This window comes from Kitasatospora sp. NEAU-CNBT7 (assembly GCF_057220535.1).
Genome location: NZ_JBXQQB010000005.1, coordinates 305232 through 320745 on the forward strand (window position 1 = coordinate 305232; position 15514 = coordinate 320745).

The window sequence follows — 15514 nt, forward strand, 5'->3', positions numbered from 1 at the left end:
GCAGCGATAGATTCAACCCAGGAGGGAGAGTCCATGACGCTTCGAGGCAAGCAGACCGTACGTGACCTGCGGCGGGGCAGCAGATCCACGCTGCTGCGCCGGCTGTACTTCGACGGGCCGCTCAGCCGCCAGGAGTTGGGGCGGATCACCGGCCTCAGCGCCGGCTCGGTCAGCAACGTGACCGGCGAGCTGCTCGCCGACGGGCTGGTCGAGGAGTGCGGCTCGGTGGAGTCGGACGGCGGACGGCCGCGGATCCTGCTCCAGGTGACCCCGGGCCGCGCCCACCTGGTCGGCGTGGACGTCGGTGAGACCCAGGTCCGGGTCGCCCTGTTCGACCTGGCCCTGGGCGAACTCGCCGCCAGCGACCACCCGCTCTCCGACAAGGGCCACGACGTCGACCACGTGGTCGAGCTGATCCTCACCGGACTCGCCGAGGTGCTGGCCCGTACCGGCACCGACCCGCGGACCGTGCTCGGCGTCGGCGTCGGCGTGCCCGGCATCGTCGAGCAGGACGCGGCGGCCGAGGACGGGCTCGGCATCGTGGTGCACAGCCAGACCGTCGACTGGGACGCCGTGCCGCTCGGCCGGCTGCTGCGGGCCGGCACCGACCTGCCGCTGTTCGTCGACAACGGCGCCAAGACGCTCGGCCAGGCCGAGATGTGGTTCGGCGCGGGCCGGGGCGCGCTCCACGCGGTGGTGGCGCTGTTCGGCTCCGGCGTCGGCGCCTGTGTGATCGCCGACGGCGCCCGCTTCCGCGGCGCCACCAGCAGTGCCGGCGAGTGGGGCCACACCAAGGTGCACGTGGGCGGGCGGCTGTGCCGCTGCGGTTCGCGCGGCTGCCTGGAGGCCTACGTCGGCGCGGAGGCGCTGGTCGAGCGGTGGGGCGCCGCCCCGGCCGGGAGCAGCGAGAAGGCGGGGCTGGCCGCGCTGCTGGCCGCCGCGGAGTCCGGCGAGAGCGCCGCCGTCGAGCTGCTGGACGAGGCCGCCGAGTACCTCGGCGCGGCCATCGCCGACCTGGTCAACCTGTTCAACCCGGAGCGGATCGTGATCGGCGGCTGGGCGGGCCTGATGCTCGGCCCGCGGCTGCTGCCCGCCGTCCGGGACGCCGCCACCGCGTACGCGCTGCGCTTCCCGCGGGCGCAGACCTCGATCGAACTCGGCCGGCTCGGCCCGGACGCCGTGACGGTCGGCGCGGCCACCCTGCCGCTGTCCCGGTTCCTCGACTCGGGCGGCGAGTTCCCGGCCCGTTCCGGTCCCGCCGCGCCCGCCGCGAGCTGACCGGCCGGGACCGCCCCACCAGCGCCGATCCCGTCCGCGCAGGCCGCCCCTCCGCTCAACCCGGCTGCCCGGAACGGGAGATGACGCCCGATGCGATTCTGGGCACGGGGGTTGACACCCGCTCTCGGGCGCCCCGACACTCCTGCCGGGGAGCGCTCTCCCGGCCATCGCCCCACCCGGGCCCGCCACCTGACCGGCGCCCCTGCGCCGCTCGCCGGACACCTTCCGCCGGGCCCGGCCGGCCACCCCCGCGCGCCCCCACCCGCGTCACCCCCACCCACCCCACCCATCGCAGGAGAAGCCCGTGAGGCTCACTTCAGCACGCCCCGACGGCCGGACCGGCCCCGGCCGGCGCGGCTCGGCCGGACTGCTCGGCCTGGCCCTGCTCTCCGGTGCGGTGCTCGCCCTTCCGAGCACCGCCGCACACGCCGCCGACACCCTGATCTCCCAGGGCAAGGCGGTCACCGCCTCCTCCACCGAGAACGGCGGCACCGGCGCCGCGCTCGCCGTCGACGGCAACACCGGCACCCGCTGGTCCTCCGCCGCCAGTGACCAGCAGTGGCTCCAGGTCGACCTCGGCGCCACCGCCACCATCGGCAAGGTGGTGCTCAACTGGGAGGCGGCGTACGGCAAGGCGTACCAGATCCAGACCTCCGCCGACGGCACCACCTGGACCACCGTCTACGCCACCACCACCGGCACCGGCGGCACCGAGACCCTCACCGTCGCCGGCTCCGGGCGGTACGTGCGGATGAACGGCATCACTCGGGGCACCGGCTACGGCTACTCGCTCTGGGAGTTCCAGGTCTTCGGTTCCTTCGCCGGCACCACCCCGGGCGGCTGCGGCACCACCGACGCCGCCCAGGGCCGGCCCGCCACCGCGTCCTCCACCGAGAACGGCGGCACCGGCGCCGCGCTCGCCGTCGACGGCAACACCGGCACCCGCTGGTCCTCCGCCGCGAGCGACCCGCAGTGGCTCCAGGTCGACCTGGGCACCACCCAGCAGATCTGCCAGGTGGTGCTCAACTGGGAGACCGCCTACGGGAAGGCCTACCAGCTGCAGACCTCCGACAACGGCACCAGCTGGACCACCGTCTACTCCACCACCACCGGCACCGGCGGCACCGAGACCCTCGATGTCACCGGCTCCGGCCGCTACCTGCGGATGAACGGCACCGCGCGCGGCACCGCCTGGGGCTACTCGCTGTGGGAGCTGGCCGTGCACACCGCCAGCGGCGGACCGAGCGTGCCGCCGGTCCAGGGCGGCGGCGACCTCGGGCCGAACGTGCTGGTCTTCGACCCGGCCACACCCGGCATCCAGGCCAAGGTGGACGAGGTCTTCGCCAAGCAGGAGTCCAACCAGTTCGGCAGCGACCGCTACGCGCTGCTGTTCAAGCCCGGCACCTACAGCAACCTCAACGCCCAGATCGGCTTCTACACCTCGATCGCGGGCCTCGGGCTCAGCCCCGACGACACCGTGTTCAACGGCGACGTCACCGTGGACGCGGGCTGGTTCGGCGGCAACGCCACCCAGAACTTCTGGCGCTCGGCGGAGAACCTCTCGCTGAAGCCGGTCAGCGGCACCGACCGCTGGGCGGTCTCGCAGGCCGCGCCGTTCCGCCGGATGCACGTCCAGGGCGGCCTCAACCTCGCCCCGAACGGCTACGGCTGGGCCAGCGGCGGCTACATCGCCGACTCGAAGATCGACGGCACCGTCGGCAACTACTCCCAGCAGCAGTGGTACACCCGCGACAGCGCGATCGGCGGCTTCACCAACGGCGTCTGGAACCAGACCTTCTCCGGCGTCCAGGGCGCCCCCGCGCAGAGCTTCCCCAACCCGCCGTACACCACGCTCGCCACCACCCCGGTCTCCCGGGAGAAGCCGTTCCTCTACCTGGACGGCAACGACTACCGGGTCTTCGTACCCGGCAAGCGCACCAACGCCACCGGCGTCTCCTGGGCGAACGGCCCGGGCGCCGGCACCTCGCTGCCGCTGAGCCAGTTCTACCTGGTCAAGCCCGGCGCCACCGCCGCCACCATCAACCAGGCGCTGGCCCAGGGCCTCAACCTGCTGTTCACCCCGGGCGTCCACCACGTCGACCGGACCATCGAGGTGACCCGGCCGGACACCGTGGTGCTGGGCCTGGGCCTGGCCACCGTCGTCCCCGACAACGGCGTGGTCGCGATGCGCACCGCCGACGTGGACGGCATCCGGCTGGCCGGTCTGCTGTTCGACGCCGGCACCGTCAACTCGCCCGCCCTGCTCCAGGTCGGCCCGGACGGCGCCACCGCGGACCACGCGGCCGACCCGACCACCGTGCAGGACGTCTTCGCCCGGATCGGCGGCGCCGGACCCGGCTCGGCCACCACCGCCATGGTGGTCAACGCCAACAGCACCATCGTCGACCACACCTGGCTGTGGCGCGCGGACCACGGCGCCGGCGTCGGCTGGACGGCCAACCCGTCCGACTACGGCATGGTGGTGCGCGGCAACGACGTGCTGGCCACCGGCCTGTTCGTGGAGCACTTCAAGAAGTACGACGTGGAGTGGTCCGGCGAGCGCGGCCGGACGATCTTCTACCAGAACGAGATCGCCTACGACGCGCCCAACCAGGCCGCCGTCCAGAACGGCGCCACCAAGGGCTTCGCGGCCTACAAGGTGGACGACAATGTCACCGTCCACGAGGGCTGGGGCCTCGGCTCGTACTGCTACTTCAACGTCGACCCGACCATCCGGATGGACCACGGCTTCGAGGCCCCGAACCGGCCGGGCGTCAAGTTCCACGACGTCCTGGTCAACTCGCTCGGCGGGAACGGCCAGTTCGACCACGTGATCAACGACGTCGGCGCCGCCACCTCGGGCACCTCGACCACCCCGTCCAACGTGGTCTCCTACCCGTGAGCCGTCCCGACCGCGGCTGACGCCCCCGGGCAGGTCCGCCCGACGAGCGGTCCCCCTGGACGAGCGCTCCACCCGCGGGGCCGGCCGGTCCCGACCGGCCGGGGGTGGAGCGCTCTCCCGGCCCGCCTGACGGCATGTCGCCCAAGTGCTATAACAACGCGTATGACTGACGCCCTCCAGCGCACGGCAGCCCGCCCGGCCACCCTGGAGGACGTCGCACGGGTCGCCGGGGTGTCCCGCTCCACCGTCTCCAGGGTGGTCAACGGCGTGCGCAACGTCGACCCCGCCATCCAGGAGACCGTCCGCCGCGCGGTCACCGCCACCGGGTACGTCCCCAACGGCGCCGCCCGCTCGCTGGTCACCCGGCGGGCCGACACCGTCGCACTGATCGTCTCCGGGGCCGGGCGGACCGGCGGCGACGGGATGCTGTTCACCGACCCGTTCTTCGGCCGGGTGGTCGGCGGGGTGCTCGGCGGACTCCGCCCGCTCGGCATGCACCCGGTCCTGATGCTCGCCGACGACCCAGCCTCCCGCGACCAGGCCGTCGGCTACCTGCGGCGCGGCAGCGCCGACGGCGCCCTGCTGGTCTCCACCCACGCCGGGGACCCGCTGCCCGCCCGGCTCGCCGAGGCCGGACTCCCGACCGTGCTGTTCGGCCGGCCCGCCACCCCGCTGCCGCTCGGCTACGTCGACCTCGCCAACCACGACGGCGCCCGACTGGCCGCCGACCACCTCGCCGCCCGCGGCTGCCGGCGGGTGGTCACCGTCACCGGGCCCGCCGCCCTGCCCGCCGGACAGGACCGGCAGGCCGGCTTCCGGGAGGCGATGGCCCGGCACGGCCGGCCCTGGGCGCCCGAGGCGGCCGGCGACTTCACACTGGCCGGGGGCGCCGCCGCGATGACCCGGCTGCTCGCCGAACACCCGGACCTGGACGGGGTGTTCGCCGCCAACGACCTGATGGCCCAGGGCGTCCTCGCGGTCCTGCGCGAGCACGGCCGCCGGGTGCCCGACGACGTCGCCGTGGTCGGCTTCGACGACAGCAGCGCCGCCACGACCGCCCACCCCCGCCTCACCACGGTCCGCCAGCCGGTCGAGGAGATGGCCCAGCGGATGACCGCCCTGCTGCTCGACCGGATCGAACACCCCGGCGAGGGCCCCGTCTCGGTCCTGTTCGAACCCCGCCTGATCGTCCGCGAATCCGCCTGACCGCCGCCCACCGCCGTCAGGCCCGGCTCCGGCACCTCGAGCTCGAGGTTGCAGAACTTCACCGATCCGGGCTTCACCGACTGTTCCGGTGTGGTCGGCTGGTCTGCTGACACTCCGACCCAGGAACGCCCGCCTCATGATCGAAGCAGCCCTCCGCGGCAACCAGTCCATCGTCGTGCTCTGCGCCGTGCTGTCCGTGCTGGCCGGCGCGCCGGTGTGGTTCGCCGCCCGCCGGTACCGGCTGCCGGTGGTGGCGGCGCTCGGCGCCACCGTCTCGCTCTCGCTGGTCCTGGCCGCCACGCTCTACCCGTTGAGCCCGCAGGCCCCGGCCTCGATGGCGTGCACGGTGCAACGGGACGTCGTCGGCGCGCTGCTGGCCGACCAGGGGCTGCTGAACGTGGCCCTGTTCGTGCCCGCCGCCGTCTTCCTGACGCTCACGGTCCGGCGTCCGCTGCCGGTCGCCGCCTCGCTCACCGTGCTGTCCGGGGCCGTCGAGGTCACCCAGGCGCTGGTCTCCGGCATGGGCCGGGCGTGCGACTCGGTGGACCTGGAGGCCAACCTGGCCGGGGCGCTGCTGGGCTGTCTGATCGGCCGACTGTGCCTCGGGCGGGGCGGTCGGCGGCGGCTCGGCCGGGAGCTGCGATTCGGCCGGGAGCTGCGGCTCGGTGCACTGGTCGGCGTCGGCGGGGCGGCGGTGCTGACCGCCGTCGCGGCGCCGACCCTGCTGTTCGTGGTCTCCGACACCAGCGACGGCCACCGGGCGGACCAGGCCCAGACCACGGCCGCGATCGACGCCACCCACGCCTTCTTCGGCGCCGGCACCTCGCCGGGGCGGGTCCAGTTCACGGCGGGCAGCTTCGGGCAGCCCGGGCGGCTGGAGGTCGCCACCCCGGCGGGCAATCTGGTACTCGACTGGCCCTCACGTGAGATCACCTCCGGCGTTCTCGGCGCGGTCGCCGAGCAGCCGGGCGGCCACCCGCCGTTGCCGGACCAGGACGCCCTGGCGATCGGGACCGACTTCGCCCGCGCGCACTTCCCGTGGGCGGTGGCCGACTCGGCCACCACGGTCCTCCCCGCGGGCGGCCCCGGCAGCCAGGCGAAGCTGGTGCAGTGGCGGTCCCGGGTGGACGGTGTGCTGATGCCGATGCGGCTCGACGTGATCGTCGGCGACGACCGCCGGGTGGTGTCGTTCACCGCCCGCAACGTGCCGCGTCCGGCGCTGCCGAAGCCGGCCGTGACGGCCGAACAGGCCCGGGCGCTGGCCGCCCGCCCCGGGATGGCGGTGACCGGTGGTGAGCTGCTGGCGAAGGCGGACCGCTCGGGCGGCTGGCGCGTGTGCTGGCTGCTCTCGCTGACACCGGCCGGCCTCGCGACACCCGCGCCGGACGGACCGGGCCGGGCCCTGGTGGTGCTGGACGCGGTGACCGGCGCACCGTTCACGGACGGCGATCCGGCCGGACCCGGCCGCTGACCCCGCCGGACGGCCGGCCGACCGCTCAGGGGCCCGACTGCTCAGGGGCCCGGCCGCCGAGTCCTCGGCCGTTCAGGAACCCGGCTGCTCAGGGACCGGCCGCTCAGGACCCGTCAGCAGCCCGCGCAGCACGGCGTCGTCGTCCGGTGCCAGGGTCGAACCGAGGTGGTGCAACTGGGCCAGCCGCTCGGCGTCACCGTCGGCGTCGGCGTCGGCCACCAGCCCGGAGGCCCAGCCCCGCCGCCGCTCGGCGTCCGGCCCTACCGTCCCGTCCCCCGCCGTCCCCTCCCCCACCATCCTGTCCCCCACCGTCTCGTTGAACAGCGCGTACAGGGCGTACCAGCGGACGTCGGAGTCGGTGTCCCGGCCGAGGGTCAGCAGTGCGTCGACGACGCGTTCCTCGGTCCGGTCCGGGTCGGCGAGGGCGGGCAACGCCTCGGCGACGGCGAACCGGACCGGCTGCGCGGCGTGGTCCCGGTAGGAGAGCACCAGGTCGAGCGCCTCGCGTGCGCCGTGGTAGCCGAGGACGGAGATCAGCACGCGGGTGACCCAGGGGTCGGGCTCGTCGGCCAGCTCGCGCACCACCACCGCCACCGTCTCGGCGGCGAACGGGCGTCGCCCTTCCTCGTCGGGCGCCCCGAGCTCCCGCAGGATCCACGCGCCGAGCTCCCGTTCCTGCGGCTCGTCGTGGCCGAGGAGGGCGGCCGCCCGGTCGAAGACCTCCCGGGTCGGCCGGCGGTGCAGCGCAACCAGGTGCGGCACCGGGGCGTCCTCCTCCCCGTCGGCCAGTTCACACCGGGCGGCGGCGAACAGCTCGTCGGTGGTCGGTCCGACCGGATCGATCGTCATACGGGTGCCGTCTCCATGCCTTCGGCCGCACCGGTCGGCGGGCCGGCGCCGATCCTAGGGCCGCCCGAGGCACCGCGTCCGGCACCGCGTCCGGCGAACAGGCCTCACGCGAACGACCCGGGTGATCAACGGCGGCGGGGCTGACTCCTAGCCATCCCTCAGACTGCACCCAGCCCGCTCTCAGATCGGCAGCACCGGTCAATTACGATCAGCGGGTGCCAAGCCTCACCGGACTCCCGCTCCAGATCATCGTCGCCCTGCTGGCGGTCGCCGCGTTCGCCGCCACCATGTGGCTGTGGCCCAGACTCGGCGGGAACGGCTGGAAGGCGTGGCTCGGGCGGCTCGGGGCGTTCTTCGGGACCCAGGCCGTGGTACTGGCGGCGCTCGGGCTGGTGGCCAACTCGTACTTCGGCTTCTACAGCACCTGGAGCGACCTGCTCGGCCTGGACGGCGCCCCCGGCCAGGTGGTGGACCACCAGCCGGGCGGCAAGGCGATCCGGGTGACCGGCGAGCAGAAGATGTACTCGGCGCAGGGCCCGGCCAAGGAGCGCTCCGGGAAGATCGAGAAGATCGACATCCGCGGCGAGGCCTCCGGGCTGAACTCGGACGCCTACGTCTACCTGCCGCCGCAGTACTTCCAGCCGGAGTTCGCCGGCAGCCGGTTCCCGATGGCGCTGGTGCTGTCCGGCTACCCCGGCATCCCGGAGAAGCTGATCAGCCTGCTGAAGTACCCGGAAACCGCGCTCAAGGGCATCGAGGCCGGGCAGCTGCCGCCGACCGTGCTGGTGATGATGCGCCCGACCCCGGCCGGCGTCGGCAACCGCGACACCGAGTGCATGGACATCCCGAACGGTCCGCAGGTGGAGACCTTCTTCACCACCGACCTGCCCAAGGCGATGGCCACCGACTACCGGATCTACGACAAGCCGGAGGCGCGGGCCGTGATGGGCGACTCCACCGGCGGGTACTGCGCGCTGAAGTTCGCGCTGCGCAAGCCCGACGCGTACCGCTCGGCGGTGTCGCTGTCCGGCTACTACGAGGCGCCGTCCGACCCCACCACCGGTGACCTGTTCGGCGGCAACGCCGACCTCGAGCGCGAGAACGACCTGCTGTGGCGGCTGGAGAACCGGCCCGCCCCGCCGGTCTCGCTGCTGCTCGCCACCAGCCTGAACGAGGACAACTACCACGCCACCCAGAAGCTGGTGGCCGCCTTCAAGGCGCCCACCCAGCTGTCGACGATCACCCTGAACTCCGGCGGCCACAACTTCCACACCTGGACCCGGGAGATCCCGCCCGCGATGGCCTGGCTGGGCAAGCGGCTGACCCCGCCGCAGCCCGCCTCCCCGCAGGCCTGACGCGCCGCCACCCCACCCCCGTACGCCGCGGCCACCGCGCTCCGGCCGCGCCCCTGGCCACACCGCCAACGGCGCTGCGGCCCTGCCCGGAGGGCCGAGCGGAGGGGCTGACCGGAGCCGCGCTCCGCCGGACGGGTGACTTCCGGCAGATCACAGGGCGCTCATAGGACGCGTTCACGGACCTCTCAGGCGGGGCCGCGAGCGTATGCCCATGACCACGACCGACTCCGTTCCTCCGACCAGCGAACCGTGGCCCGAGGCTGCGGACCACCCGCCGCCGGTGCCGCCGGCCCGGGCCGCGGTCGACGACCCGTTCCCGCCCGCCACCGCACCCGCGCCCGCACCCGGCCCCAAGGGCCCGGGGTCCTGGGGCGGACGGCTGCGCACCCTCCCGGCCCGCGCCTGGCGCGGCCGCCCGGACGACCCCCGCTGGGCCCGCCCCGCACTGCTCGGCCTGCTCGCGGCCACGGCGGCGCTGTACTTCTGGAACCTCACCGCCTCCGGCTGGGCCAACGCCTTCTACTCGGCGGCGGTCCAGGCCGGCAGCCAGAGCTGGAAGGCCTTCTTCTACGGCTCCTCGGACGCCGCGAACTTCATCACCGTCGACAAGCCCCCGATGTCGCTGTGGCCGATGGCCCTGTCGGTGCGGCTCTTCGGCCTCAGCTCGTGGAGCATCCTCGCCCCGCAGGTGCTGATGGCCGTCGCGACGGTCGGCACGGTGTACGCGGCGGTGCGCCGCCGGTTCTCGCCGCTCGGCGGCCTGGTGGCCGGCGCGACGCTGGCGCTGACCCCGGTGGCGGCGCTGATGTTCCGGTTCAACAACCCGGACGCGCTGCTGGTGCTGCTGATGACGCTGGCCGCGTACGGTCTGCTGCGGGCGACCGAGACGGCGAGCACCCGGTGGCTGCTGTTCACCGGCGTGATGTTCGGCTTCGGCTTCCTCACCAAGACGCTGCAGGCCTTCCTGGTGCTGCCCGGGTTCGCGCTGATCTACCTGGTGATCGCGCCGACCGGGCTGGGGCGCCGGGTCCGCCAGCTGCTGCTGGCCGGGCTCGCGCTGGTGGTGTCGGCCGGCTGGTGGGTGGCGATCGTCGAGCTGGTGCCCGCCTCGGCGCGGCCGTACATCGGCGGCTCGCAGGACAACGACTTCCTCTCGGTCACCTTCGGCTACAACGGCTTCGGCCGGATCACCGGCGACGAGACGGGCTCGGTCGGCGGCGGTGGCGGTGGCCGCGGCGGCCCGGGCGGTGGCGGCGGGATGTGGGGCAGCACCGGGATCACCCGGCTGCTCGACGGCGACATCGGCGGCCAGATCGCCTGGCTGATCCCGGCCGCGCTGATCCTGCTGGCGGCCGGCCTGTGGGCCACCCGCCGCTACGGCCGCAGCGACAGCGCCCGCGCCGCGTTCCTGGTCTGGGGCAGCTGGCTGCTGGCGACCGGGCTGACCTTCAGCTTCATGTCCGGCATCTTCCACCAGTACTACACGGTGGCGCTGGTCCCGGCCGTCGCCGCACTGGTCGGCATGGGCGTCGACGGCCTGTGGCGGGCCCGCCGCCGGATGCCGTACGCGGCGCTGCTGGCCGGCGTGGTCGCGGTGACCGCCTGGTGGGCGTACGTGCTGCTGGGGCGTAGCGCCGACTTCCTGCCGTGGCTGCGCTGGACGGTGCTGGTGGGCGGGCTGGCTGCGGCCGTGCTGCTGCTGGCGGCGGGCCGGATGACCGGCCGGACCGGCGCCCGGGTCGGGGCGGTGGCGGGGCTGGCCGCGCTGGCGGCCGCGCTCGGCGGCCCGGCCGCGTACGCGGTGGACACCGTCTCCACCGGGCACTCGGGCTCGATCGTGACGGCCGGGCCGCGGGTGCAGAGCGCCAACGGCTTCGGCGGTCCCGGCGGCGGGGGTCCGGGCGGCGGCCGGATGGGCTTCCCGGGCGGCGGGTTCCCGGGCGGCGCCTTCCCCGGTGGCGGCACGGCCCCGGGCGGTACCGGCCAGGCCGGCGGCACCGGGCAGACCGGCGGCTTCCCGGGCGGTGGCTTCCCGGGTGGCGGGTTCCCCGGCCAGACGCCGGGCGGTACGGGTACGGGTACGGGTACGGGTGGCACCGGTACCCGTGGCGGGGAGGGCTTCCGCGGCGGGATGGGTGGCATGGGCGGCGGTGGCGGCATGGGCGGCCTGCTGAACGGCGCCCAGGTCAGCAGCGAGGTCGCCGCGCTTCTGAAGCAGGATGCCGGTTCGTACACCTGGGTGGCCGCGGCGGTCGGTTCGCAGAACCAGGCCAGCTACCAACTCGCCACCGGTGAGCCGGTGATGGCGCTCGGCGGCTTCAACGGCACCGACCCGTCGCTGAGCCTGGAGGCCTTCCAGCAGTACGTCGCCGAGGGCAAGATCCACTACTTCATCGGCGGTGGCGGCATGGGCGGAGGCATGGGCGGCGGGATGCGCGGCGGTACGACCGGCGGCGCGGGCGGCGAGGGCGCCTCCGCCACTGGCTCCTCCGGCAACGACTCCTCGAAGATCACCGCCTGGGTCGAGGCCAACTTCACCGCCAAGACGGTCGGCAGCACCACGCTCTACGACCTGACGGCGAAGTAGCACCACACGTCCCCGCACACGGACCGGCCCGTCGGAGCACCCCTCCGGCGGGCCGGTCCGCTGTCCGCTGTCCGCTGCCTGCTCGTCGACCGCCGACCCGCCCGGCTCAGCCCGCGGCCCGGGCAAGGCGCCGCAGGCCCGCCCGCATCCGCTGTTCGCCGAGTTCCGGCAGCAGGGCGGCGACGTGGTCGGCGGCCAGCGCGGCGAGCAGCGCGTGCGCGGTCTGGTCGGGGTCGGGTGCGGAGCCGAGCAGGATCGCCAGGTGGCGGTGCCAGAACCGGTACGCGCCGATCCGGTAGCGGGCGCCGGGGGTGGCGGTCTCGGACATCCGGACCAGGTCCAGGTGTTCCAGCAGGTAGTCGAAGTAGGCGTCGAGGAAGGCGTCGAGGCGCTCGGCCGGGGCGGCGCCGGGGCCGAGCGGCGGCGGCCCGTGCAGGACCTCCTCCTGCAGTACGCGTTCGCGGGCGTCCAGCAGGGCGGCGGCCAGGCCGGACTTGTCGCCGAAGCGCCGGAACAGGGTGCCCTTGCCGACGCCGGCGGCCGCGGCCACCTGGTCCATCGACACGGCCTCGACGCCGCGTTCGGCGAACAGCCGGGCGGCCGCCTCCAGAACCGCGGCCCGGTTGCGGGCCGCGTCGGCGCGCTCCTTGGGGGGCGGGGTCCGCAGCAGCTCCAGCGGCTCTAGCGAAACGGACTGCGGTCCGCTACTGTCATGGTGAGTCACAAGAGGACTGTAGTCCGATTCTCTCGGAATTCTCTCGGAGGCACTGCCATGACCACACTCATCTCCCGCGACGACCTCGCCAAGGCGATCACCGACGGCACCGTCACCGTCGTCGACGCACTCGGCGGCGCGTACTACGAGCAGCAGCACCTGCCCGGCGCGGTCCCGCTGACCCTGGCCGACACCGACGCCCAGGCGCCCACCCTGCTGCCCGACCGGCACGCCACGATCGTCACCTACTGCTCCAACCCGGCCTGCCCCAACAGCGGCCAGGTCGCCGACCGGCTCACCGCCCTCGGCTACACCGACGTCCGCAAGTACCGCGAGGGCATCCAGGACTGGGTCGAGGCGGGCCTGCCCACCGAGACCTCCTGACCCCCGCCCCCACCGTTCACACCGCTCACACCCCGGCCCGTCGGAGCACCTTCCGGCGGGCCGCTCCCGCTCCACCGCCCGGATCACTCGATCGTGTGACGCAGCGTCATATGCGTTTCAGGAGCCCTACGATGTCCTCAGTTGGTCTCCGAACATAATCGACCCCGGCGGTGCGCCAACACCCCGGGGTCCGGCAACAGGGAACAAGCCTGATGCACGTCCATCGTAGCGCGCCCACGCGCAATTTCACGGTCCTCCCCAACACCGTCCTGCAGGACCGGCGGCTGAGCTACACCGCCCGCGGCCTCCTGCACGACCTGCTCTCCCGCCCGGACGGCTGGCGCGAGGACGGCCGGCAGATGGCGGACTCCAGCCCCCAGGGCCGGGGCGCGATCCGCCGGGCCCTGAAGGAGTTGACCGAGGCCGGGTTCTACCGCGTCGACAAGGTCCGCCGGGCCGACGGCACCGTACGCTCCGAGGCCCACGTGTTCGACACTCCCCAGCGGGCGGTACCGGATGCCCCCCGTCCGGCCGCCGGTGAATCGGCCCCCGGGCCCCGTGACACCCCTGAAGTAAAGGACCCCGGGAAAGAACCCACCCTCCCTCCCCCGGACCGCCGGATCCGCGAGGCGGTCGCCACGCTGTTCCGGGTGATCCGGCCCGAACCGCGCCTGCGGCTCGGCGAGCCGGAGGCACGGGAGCTCGCACCGCTGGTCGCCCGCTGGCTGGAACACGGCAGCACCCCCGCCGACCTGGCCCACGCACTGCTGCCGGGACTGCCCGCCACCATGCACTCCCCGGCCGGGGTGCTCCGCAGCCGCCTGGAACGCAAACTGCCGCCCCCACCGTCCACGGCCCGCCGCGCCCCGCTCCCGGAGTGCGCCCGCTGCCACGACCCGGTGCCGCGGCCCGGCATCTGCCGCCCCTGCGCCGGCCTGGGCAGACCGGCCGCCGAGGTCGGCGGCGGCGCAGCCACCACCCGAGCGGGCGCAGCCCGCGCCCGGCTCGCGATGCACAGCGCCAGAGCACTCGCCGGGCCGGCGCCTTCCGCTCCGTGATAAACCATCCGCAGTGCGCCGAGCCTCACGACCCCGAACGCGCCCTTCCCGGTGGCCACGACGCTCGTCGACTCCTCCGCCGACGCCGATGACCAATCTGGTAATCCAGCAGCAGTTCGCCATTTGGGCTGATCAGAGGTCGTGTGAGTCTAATGGACTGATGCCAGGAGCGGGTTCGGGGGCGGGAACCACTCAGCAGGGCGGTGCGGCGCCGGTGGCGGCAGCATTGGGCACCGGCCTGGCGTCTGCGCCGTCGAAGAGACCAGGCCAGATTGGGGTCCAGCACACTTCGGTGAACGCCCTTCACTGAGCCCTTCTCATCCTGAGCGCCAGGCGATCTCGGCGGTGTGAACGGCAGCGACTGTCAGCCCGATGCGGTTGGTACTACAGCGGGCCTTTCGAAGGATCCGCCACTGCTTGAGCCGGGCGAAGGCCCGTTCGCCCGGTGCGCGGAGTCGCGCATGGTCGTGGTTGAACTGTCGGTAGTTCTCCGTAAGTTCGCGGCCCTTGTACGGGGTGCGGACCGTGCCGTTCGCGCCTTGGTAGCCCTTGTCGGCCAAGACGAGCACCATCCGGGACAGGCAGTGCTGGATGACGCCGTGGGCGTGGGCCGCGGTGATGTCCGCGGTCCAGCCGGGCAGGGCGCGGGAGAACCACAGTGGAGTGCCGTCCGGTGATGCGATGACCTGCACGTTCATCCCGTGGCGCTTGTGCTTCTGCGAGTAGTAGGGCTCATCCGCCCGCACGCGGTCGATCGGAATCAGCGTGCCGTCCAGGATGACGAAGCCCTCGGGCGGCAATGTCCGCAGGGCCTCGTGCAGCGTGGGGGCGTGCTCGGCGAGGACGTCAACGGTCTCGTTCACGTACCGGCCGGCGGTCGCGGTGGAGACGTCGAAGCCTGTGGCGAGTTCGGCGAGCGTCTCGCCCTTGCGGAGGCGGACCAGGGCCAGCAGGGCTTGCCTGAAGCAGCCGATCTTGCGCCAGCGTGAGCCCAGCTCACACCTTCGGGCGTAGATCAGCGACGAGACGTGCTCCACTACCTCGTGTGGAACATCGAGCATGGCACGATAGGGAACCAACAGGGCTCCTGTGTCACAGTGTTGGCGAGTGGAATCACCGACGCAACGACCAGGGGCCCTGCCGCGTCACGCGCCCCCGCAGGAAGCCCTGTCACCATCACAGCTCAGGATGAGAAGGGTTCACTGAGTAGCCAGTTGCCATGAGTCGGTGGATCTCTACCACAGTGTGTCGCCGACTCGTGAAAAAACTGGTTCTGGACGCTTTCCGTGCCTGAGCCACGGAGCGTCACCGAAGCCGCGATCATGAACGGTCGTGACTGACTGCTTGATCCGTTGATATGTGGAGAACTCGCCAAGATCCCCGTGGTTCAGTCCAGGCGTGACTGGGCACATGCCTACGCCATTGCCGTTGTGGACCAAGATCAGGACGGTCCCCGCGAGCACACAGTACGTTCGCTGTGCGACCCCTCTTGACCCGAATTTTCGCAGGTCAACGACGGCTCGACGGTCTGGCTACGTCCCTGGATGTGTGGTGAGGTCCGCGGTTGCTGCCGTCGCCGCTCCGTCAGAGGTGTAAGTCAATTTCTTCGCTGCCGGCTGCGCGCCAGTTCGGCACGGATGATGGCGCGGACGTTGTGCTCGTGGGACGGATGGCCAGCCTGCGCACAGCGTCCGGCAATCCAGCGGGTG

11 protein-coding genes are annotated in these 15514 nt (G+C 73.2%); 8 read left to right on the forward strand and 3 right to left on the reverse strand.

Translation table 11 applies throughout. The annotated features are described in order from the left end of the window. Positions 1-33: 33 nt before the first annotated feature. The 4 genes from AC2TEW_RS09695 (at position 34) to AC2TEW_RS09710 (ending at position 6857) form a co-directional block, all read left to right on the forward strand. Complete coding sequence (locus tag AC2TEW_RS09695) at positions 34-1278, forward strand: ROK family transcriptional regulator (RefSeq protein WP_484622943.1); 1245 nt, start codon at positions 34-36, stop codon at positions 1276-1278. A 367-nt stretch (positions 1279-1645) separates the two neighbouring features. Continuing rightward, positions 1646-4180 (forward strand): pectate lyase-like domain-containing protein, encoded by a 2535-nt coding sequence (locus tag AC2TEW_RS09700; protein ID WP_484623016.1) that lies wholly within the window; start codon positions 1646-1648, stop codon positions 4178-4180. A gap of 162 nt (positions 4181-4342) precedes the next feature. Then, positions 4343-5386, forward strand: a complete 1044-nt coding sequence (locus tag AC2TEW_RS09705; RefSeq protein ID WP_484622944.1) for a LacI family DNA-binding transcriptional regulator — start codon at positions 4343-4345, stop codon at positions 5384-5386. Between the two features lie 136 nt (positions 5387-5522). Beyond that, on the forward strand, positions 5523-6857 hold the full coding sequence (locus tag AC2TEW_RS09710) for a VanZ family protein (RefSeq protein ID WP_484622945.1): 1335 nt from the start codon (positions 5523-5525) through the stop codon (positions 6855-6857). A 72-nt stretch (positions 6858-6929) separates the two neighbouring features. On the opposite strand, the gene AC2TEW_RS09715 is transcribed toward AC2TEW_RS09710, so the two are convergent. Next, positions 6930-7706 carry a HEAT repeat domain-containing protein gene (locus AC2TEW_RS09715; RefSeq protein ID WP_484622946.1) on the reverse strand — a complete coding sequence of 259 codons (777 nt, stop codon included), beginning with the start codon at positions 7704-7706 and terminating at the stop codon, positions 6930-6932. Positions 7707-7921: 215 nt separating this feature from the next. Here AC2TEW_RS09715 and AC2TEW_RS09720 point away from each other — a divergent pair, with 215 nt between their 5' ends. Further along, positions 7922-9061, forward strand: a complete 1140-nt coding sequence (locus tag AC2TEW_RS09720; RefSeq protein ID WP_484622947.1) for an alpha/beta hydrolase — start codon at positions 7922-7924, stop codon at positions 9059-9061. A 211-nt stretch (positions 9062-9272) separates the two neighbouring features. Continuing rightward, complete coding sequence (locus tag AC2TEW_RS09725; protein WP_484622948.1) at positions 9273-11648, forward strand: glycosyltransferase family 39 protein; 2376 nt, start codon at positions 9273-9275, stop codon at positions 11646-11648. A gap of 106 nt (positions 11649-11754) precedes the next feature. On the opposite strand, the gene AC2TEW_RS09730 is transcribed toward AC2TEW_RS09725, so the two are convergent. Beyond that, positions 11755-12372 carry a TetR/AcrR family transcriptional regulator gene (locus tag AC2TEW_RS09730; protein ID WP_484622949.1) on the reverse strand — a complete coding sequence of 206 codons (618 nt, stop codon included), beginning with the start codon at positions 12370-12372 and terminating at the stop codon, positions 11755-11757. Between the two features lie 48 nt (positions 12373-12420). Between AC2TEW_RS09730 and AC2TEW_RS09735 the strand changes: the two genes are divergently transcribed. Further along, positions 12421-12747: a rhodanese-like domain-containing protein gene (locus AC2TEW_RS09735; RefSeq protein ID WP_484622950.1), complete on the forward strand. Its 327-nt coding sequence runs from the start codon at positions 12421-12423 to the stop codon at positions 12745-12747. 212 nt (positions 12748-12959) lie between these two features. Continuing rightward, positions 12960-13805, forward strand: coding sequence for a hypothetical protein (locus AC2TEW_RS09740; RefSeq protein WP_484622951.1), 846 nt, complete (start codon positions 12960-12962; stop codon positions 13803-13805). 317 nt (positions 13806-14122) lie between these two features. On the opposite strand, the gene AC2TEW_RS09745 is transcribed toward AC2TEW_RS09740, so the two are convergent. Further along, positions 14123-14884: a transposase family protein gene (locus tag AC2TEW_RS09745; protein WP_484622952.1), complete on the reverse strand. Its 762-nt coding sequence runs from the start codon at positions 14882-14884 to the stop codon at positions 14123-14125. Positions 14885-15514: the final 630 nt, after the last annotated feature.